We start from the raw sequence: 5,915 nt of genomic DNA on the forward strand, positions 1-5,915 counted from the left end.
CGACCATGCGGGGCTGCAGGTGCGGCTCGAGGTGCGCGACGTGCGCAGCGCCGAGGAGGCCGGTGCCCAATTGCGCCAGCTCGAGAAGGCCGGTGCCGGCGGCGCGGTGCTCGACCTGCCGGGCGCCTGGATCGCGAGCGCTGCTTCCGCCACCGGCTTGCCGGTGCTCAACGCAGGGGACAGCGCCGACGCACCGCGCCAGCAGGGCTGCCGCCCCAACCTCTTCCATACCCTGCCCACCGAGCGCATGCGCGCCGACGCGATCGCGCAGGCACTGCTGGCGCGCCGCTGGACGCGGGTGCTGCTGCTGCACGGCAGCGATGCCGAGGATGCAACGCGGCTCGCACAGACGCAGGCGGCGCTCAAGCGCTACGGCATCAAGATGGTGGCGCTCAAGCCTTTCAAGCGCTCGGGCGATCCGCGCGAACGCGATCTCGCCAACCCGCTGCTGCTGACCGGCCCCGGGGTCGGCGGCGATTACGACGCCGTGTGGGTGGTCGACAGCGACGGCGAGTTCGCGCGCAGCCTGCCCTATCGCACCGCCTTGCCCCGGCCGGTGGTGGGCGACGCCGGGCTGGTCGCCGAGGCCTGGGCATCGCGCTTCGATCGATACGGCGCGCCACAGCTGGAGCGGCGCTTCCAGCGGGCAGCCGGTCGGCCCATGACCAGCTTCGACTGGGCCGCGTACGTGGCCGCCAAGGCGCTGCTGCAGGCCGCGCTGGAGCGGCCCGCGGCGCCGGGTGCCGCGCAGATGCAGAAGGCGCTGGTACGCGCCGACTTCACGCTCGACGGCTTCAAGGGCGTGCGCCTGAGCTTCCGCGCGTGGGACCGGCAGCTGCGGCAGCCCCTGCTGCTGACCGATGGCGTGGCCGTGATCGGCAGCACGCCGGTCGAAGGCGTGATGCACCCGAAGAACGTGCTCGACACACTGGGCACCGATGCGGCCGAATCGGCCTGCAACGGAGCACCCTGATGGCCGCCCCTCCACGCTGCAGCAGCGACGCGGCTCGCCGCAGTACCTCCGCCAGCGGCATCGATGCGACGGGCCTTCGGGGCGGCCACGCGGCCCATGCACTCCTGGCCTTGCGCGCCATCGTGCAGCGCGAGTTGCTGCGCTTCGTGCACCAGAGGACGCGGCTGCTCTCGGCGCTGGTCCGGCCGGTGCTGTGGCTGGCGGTGTTCGCCGCCGGTTTCCGCAACGTGTTCGGCATGGCCATCGCGCAGCCCTACGACACCTACGTGCCCTACGACATCTACATCGCGCCGGGACTCATCGGCATGGTGCTGCTGTTCAACGGCATGCAGTCATCGCTGGCCATGGTCTACGACCGCGAGATGGGGCAGATGCGGCTGCTGCTCACCGCACCGCTGCCGCGCTGGTGGCTGCTGGCCGTCAAGCTCCTGGCGGCGGCGCTGCTGAGCCTGCTGCAAGTGCTTGCCTTTCTCGGCGTGGCCGCGCTGCTGGGCACCACGCTGCCGCTCGCGCTGCCGTCGCTGCTCCATGCGCTGGCGGCGACGCTGGGCGCTGCGCTGATGCTGGCCGCCCTGGGCCTGCTGCTGTCCGTGTACGTGCGCCAGCTGGAGAACTTCGCCGGCGCGATGAACTTCGTGATCTTCCCGATGTACTTCCTGTCGACCGCGCTCTATCCATTGTGGAAGCTGGAGGAATCCGGGGCCACCTGGGTCTGGCGCGTGGCCCAGCTCAACCCCTTCACCCATGCGGTCGAGTGGATCCGCTTCGCGCTCTACGGCAAGGACCCGGGCATCGCGCCGCTGGTCGTGCTGGCGGCGCTGGCGCTGTGCTTCCTGCTCGCCTGCCTGGGCTACGACCCGCAGCGCGGCTTCGGCAAGCTGGCACAAAGGGGCCAACCATGACCACGCGGCGCAGCCTGCTGCTGGCGGCGGCGGCGGCAATCGCCGCACCGCGCGTTCTTGCTTCGCAGCCGACCGGCACCGGGTGGTTGCCGCAGCGCCCCATCTCGCTGTGGGTGCCCTGGCCCGCCGGCGGCGCCACCGACCTCACGCTGCGCCTGCTCGCCGAATTGGCGGGGTGGCGGCTGGGCCAGAAGGTGGTGATCGAGAACCGCGGCGGGGCCGGCGGAACGCTGGCGATGCCGGTGCTTCAGCAGGCTGCGCCCGATGGGCACACGCTCGCGCAGATGCCGCAGCCGGTGTTCCGCGCACCACACACGCAGAAGGTGGCCTGGGACCCGATCCGCGACACCACCCCCATCCTGCAGGTCAGCGGCGTCGCCTTCGGCCTGGTCGTGCCGGCGTCGAGCCCCTGGCACAGCGTGGGCGATCTGCTGAAGCACGCGGCCGCCCATCCGGGCCGCCTGAGCATCGCCACCAACGGCATCGGGACCACGCCGCACGTGGTGCTCGACGAATGGTTTGCGCAGCATGGCCTGAGCTACATCCATGTGCCGTACAAGGGCACGGCCGAGCAGATGGTGGCGGTGGCCTCGGAACAGGTCATGGCCGGTGTCAACTCGAACGGCTTCGCGCCTTACGTCGACGCCGGCCGGCTGCGCCTGCTCGCCACCTTCGGCGCCGCGCGCACCCGGCGTTGGCCCGAGGTGCCGACCCTGAGCGAGCTGGGCCACGGCTTCGTCGCCACCTCGCCCTACGGCCTGGCCGGCCCGCGCGGCCTTCCATCCGCGGTGCGGCAGGCGCTGCACGACGCGTTCAAGGCTGCGCTCTTCGATCCCGTGCACATCGCGGAGCTTGCCCGGTACGACCAGGAGATCGCCTACATGGACAGCGCCGACTATGGCCGCAGCATGCGCGAAGCCTTTGCCGCCGAGCGCCGGATTGTCGAGCGGCTGGGCCTGGCGCCGGCGGCGCCCTGACCCGCGCGCTCAGGCTCGGAAGGCATAGCGCAGGTCCGAGCCACACGGTGTGCGGCGTCCCCGGCTCGGGCGTGACGGGTCGATGTCCCCGCCGGGCGCAGTCTGCACGTTGGACGGCACCGGGCTCTGGGGCATGGCGACGCGGCAATGCCGCGCCGCTGCTCTCAGGCGGGCTTGGCGGCCCACGCGTTGCACCAGCCAGGGCCCGCGATCTGCTTGCGCCCGAACATTGCGCAACCACCCCATTCGTCGGCCGCGCTGCCCTGGAAGAACGAGCAGTTGGTGCAGCGTTGCGTGCCGCTGTGCTTGGGAAAGCGTTTCGAGTCGACCTTGGTGGTGTCGTGCTTGTAGCCGAGGGCTTGCGCCGTTTCGTCGCTCTCCTCCACCCGCGCGGGCGCGGCCCGTGCGAGTTCGGGGAGCGCGAGGACGGCGCTGCCGCCCGCCACGGCTCGGATGATGAAGATCCGGCGCGTCGTGTCTTTCATGTGGGTCTCCGGTCTTGTGTGGATGCCTGTGCCGTCAGCTCGCTTTCGCGGCGCGGGAACTGCTCTTGCCCTCGCCGGCCTTGGGGATCTTGAACACCCACACCATGCCGCCCTGCTCGAGGAAATTGACCTTCTTGGCCACCTCGCCGCCCCAGAGCGGCACTGCACCGCCCCAGCCGGAGACCACGCTCACGTACTGCTCGCCGTCCTGCTGCCAGGTCACCGGCGGCGCCACCACGCCCGAGCCGGTCTGGAACTCCCACAACACCTTGCCGGTCTTCGCGTCGGCCGCCTTCAGGTAGCCTTCGGGCGTGCCCCAGAACACCAGGTTGCCGCCGGTGGTCAGCACGCCGCCCCACAGGGGCGCGTTGTTCCTGACTTCCCAGGCGATCTTCCCGGTCTTCGGGTCGATCGCGCGCAGCGCGCCGATGTAGTCCTCGTTGAGCGGCTTGATGGTGAAGCCGGCACCGAGGTACGCCGCGCCCTTCTTGTAGGCCACCGGTTCGTTCCAGATCTCCATGCCCCATTCGTTGGCGGGCACGTAGAACATCTTCGTGTCGGGGCTGTAGGCCATCGGCATCTGGTTCTTGCCGCCGAGGAAGCCCGGCGCGGCAAAGACCGCACTGCCCTTCTTGCCGTCGGTGCCCGCGGTCGGATCGCCGGGGCGGTTGTCGGCGATGAAGTTGGGGCGACCGGTCTTCAGATCGATGCTGCTGGCCCAGGTGATCTTCTTGACGAAGGGGAAGGCGTTGATGAGCTTGCCGGTGGCCGCGTCGTTCACGTAGAAAAAGCCGTTGCGGTCCGCCTTGCCGCCGACGCGCTTGCCGTCCATGTCGAAGGTCACGAACTCGTTCACGCCGTCGAAGTCCCAGCTGTCGTTGGGCGTGCTCTGGTAGTGCCACTTGATCTGCCCGGTCTTCACATCGATGGCCACGGTCGAGCACGAGAACAGGTTGTCGCCTTGGCGCAGATGGCTGTTCCAGGGAGCGGGGTTGCCGGTGCCGAAGTAGGCCAGCCCCGTCCTGGCGTCGTAGGTGCCGCCGAGCCAGGTGGCGGCACCGCCGGTCTTCCACAGGTCGCCCGGCCAGCTCTGGTTGGCCGTGCCCGAGACGCCGCTCTCCTTGGCAGCGCCGTCCGGGTCGTAGGTGTAGCCCATGTGGCCCTCGACGGTGGGACGCATCCACACCAGCCGCCCGGTCCTGGCGTCGCGCGCCTCCACGCGGCCGACCACGCCGAACTCGCCGCCGGACACGCCGGTGAGGATCAGCCCGTTGGCGATGATGGGCGCCGCGGTGGCGGAGTAGCCGGCCTTGTAGTCGTCGATCTTCTCTTTCCACACCACGTCGCCCGTGTCCTGGTCGAGCGCCACGAGCTGTGCGTCCAGCGTGGCGAAGATCACCAAGTTGTCATACAGCGCAGCCCCGCGGTTGACCACGTCGCAGCAGGGCATGATGCCTTCGGGCAGGCGGTGCTCGTACTTCCACAGCTTGCGGCCGGTCGTGGCATCGAGCGCGAACAGGCGCGAGTAGGACGCCGTGACGAACATCTTGCCGCTGTGGATGACCGGCTGGGACTCCTGCCCGCGCTGCTTCTCGCCGCCGAATGAAAAGGCCCACACCGGCGCCAGCTTGCCGACGGTGGCCGTGTTGACCTGCCTGAGCGGCGAGTAGCGCTGTCCCTGGGTGTTCAGTCCCCAGGTAAGGATGTTGCCGGTGGTGGTGGCTTCGTTCTCGATCATCTTGTCGGTGACGACAGCATGGGCCGCGGAGGCGGCCAGGCCAGCGGAGATGAGAACGGTCAAGAGCTTCAGTTGCATGGGGTCGTCTCCTCGGGGGTTGGAAAAAGGGCGCGTGGGACACGTCCGGACGGCAGCGTCTTTCGCACTCTTGAATGGCAATGTCCATGCCACGCGGCCGGCAGCGCCGCACGCCTGCCGAGCGCTTCGAATGGGGCGGCAGGTCGCGGGTTTTCCCGCTGCATTGCTCCACCTTTGAGCAGCCGGTCGCCACGGGCCGTGGCATGAAGGCACACCCGCCGCGGCCAAGTGCAAGGAGCTTGCTTCACATCAAGGAAACGGCGGCCGGGCCGCGCTACGCTCCGATTGCAGTTCCAAGCGGAGCGCGCCAGGAGACAAAAGGAGATGTGGGATGTTCGCCGAGCAAAAGGCCACGGGCGCACCGCCCACAGGTTCTGTCATGCCAAGTCCTGACCTTTGTACAGAGGAAGAGGTCGTGCACCTGGTGCATGCCTTCTATTCGAAGGTGCGCAAGGACCCGGTGCTCGCCCCGATCTTCGAAGCGCATATCGACGACTGGGATCGGCACCTGGCCAGGATCGTCGACTTCTGGTCGTCTGCCCTCCGGGGCACGGCCCGCTACAAGGGAGCGCCGATGCCCAAGCATGCGGCCTTGCCGGGGCTCACGCCCGAGCTGTTCCACCGCTGGCTCGCCCTCTTCCGCGAGACCACCCGGGCATTGGACAACGCGGCGCTGCAGCAGCGCGCGGACGATCTCGCGCATCGCATTGCCGGCAGCTTCTGGTATGGCTACCAGTCGCGGCATGCCGGGCCACACGCCGG

6 protein-coding genes are annotated in these 5,915 nt (G+C 69.3%); 4 read left to right on the forward strand and 2 right to left on the reverse strand.

Annotation, left to right across the window (positions count from 1 at the left end; genetic code table 11):
* The 3 genes from APY03_RS11430 to APY03_RS11440 form a co-directional block, all read left to right on the forward strand.
* Positions 1-973, forward strand: a 973-nt coding sequence (locus APY03_RS11430) for a branched-chain amino acid ABC transporter substrate-binding protein (RefSeq protein ID WP_232324234.1), incomplete at its 5' end; no start/stop codon positions are given.
* Complete coding sequence (locus APY03_RS11435; RefSeq protein ID WP_083944287.1) at positions 973-1,875, forward strand: ABC transporter permease; 903 nt, start codon at positions 973-975, stop codon at positions 1,873-1,875. The genes APY03_RS11430 and APY03_RS11435, both read left to right, overlap by 1 nt.
* Entirely contained in the window at positions 1,872-2,852 is a 981-nt protein-coding gene (locus tag APY03_RS11440) for a tripartite tricarboxylate transporter substrate binding protein (protein WP_068676855.1), read from the forward strand. Before APY03_RS11435 ends, APY03_RS11440 begins: the two co-directional genes overlap by 4 nt.
* Positions 2,853-3,016: 164 nt before the next feature.
* Here APY03_RS11440 and APY03_RS11445 read toward each other — a convergent pair whose 3' ends face one another.
* Positions 3,017-3,337, reverse strand: coding sequence for a high-potential iron-sulfur protein (locus tag APY03_RS11445; RefSeq protein ID WP_068676857.1), 321 nt, complete (start codon positions 3,335-3,337; stop codon positions 3,017-3,019).
* A gap of 34 nt (positions 3,338-3,371) precedes the next feature.
* Positions 3,372-5,153: a PQQ-dependent methanol/ethanol family dehydrogenase gene (locus APY03_RS11450; RefSeq protein WP_068676859.1), complete on the reverse strand. Its 1,782-nt coding sequence runs from the start codon at positions 5,151-5,153 to the stop codon at positions 3,372-3,374.
* Between the two features lie 379 nt (positions 5,154-5,532).
* On the opposite strand from APY03_RS11450, the gene APY03_RS11455 reads away from it, so the two are divergent.
* Positions 5,533-5,915, forward strand: a 383-nt coding sequence (locus APY03_RS11455; protein ID WP_068676961.1) for a group III truncated hemoglobin, incomplete at its 3' end; no start/stop codon positions are given.

Origin of the sequence: Variovorax sp. WDL1, assembly GCF_001541225.1 — a bacterium.
GTDB lineage: Bacteria > Pseudomonadota > Gammaproteobacteria > Burkholderiales > Burkholderiaceae_C > Variovorax.

Coding starts and splice junctions, on each gene's coding strand:
- APY03_RS11445 (WP_068676857.1), bottom strand. CDS start 3,337: ATGAAAGACACGACGCGCCGGATCTTCATCATCCGAGCCGTGGCGGGC.
- APY03_RS11450 (WP_068676859.1), bottom strand. CDS start 5,153: ATGCAACTGAAGCTCTTGACCGTTCTCATCTCCGCTGGCCTGGCCGCC.
- APY03_RS11435 (WP_083944287.1), top strand. CDS start 973: ATGGCCGCCCCTCCACGCTGCAGCAGCGACGCGGCTCGCCGCAGTACC.
- APY03_RS11440 (WP_068676855.1), top strand. CDS start 1,872: ATGACCACGCGGCGCAGCCTGCTGCTGGCGGCGGCGGCGGCAATCGCC.